Consider the following 361-nt stretch of genomic DNA (forward strand, 5'->3'; position numbering starts at 1 on the left):
CGGGCGCCCGCGGCCGGACGGGCCGGGGCGTGACGTGGTCGATCTCCGAGGCGGATCGGTCTCCGCGTCGGGACCGCCGACCGGGACTCCGGGTAGGGAGATTCCCTCTGTGGTCATTGGTACGACCTCTCGTCTTGTGGACTCGACAAGGAGAGGTTTCAGTGGGTGTGTCGTGCCGCGCAACCCCGGGAGCGTGTGCGCTCGCAACGGAACACACCCGTTTCCCGTCGGTAACGTCAGCGGTGGCCCGCCGGCGGAGCCTCCTACCGGACGGTGACCTGCGGCGTTCCGGCCGTGGTGAGCCCGGCCGCCGCGGCGCGGTCGAGCAGCCAGCGGGTGTGCCCGCGTCCGGCCGCGCCCG

The organism is Saccharomonospora iraqiensis subsp. paurometabolica YIM 90007, from assembly GCF_000231035.2.
Lineage (GTDB): Bacteria > Actinomycetota > Actinomycetes > Mycobacteriales > Pseudonocardiaceae > Saccharomonospora > Saccharomonospora paurometabolica.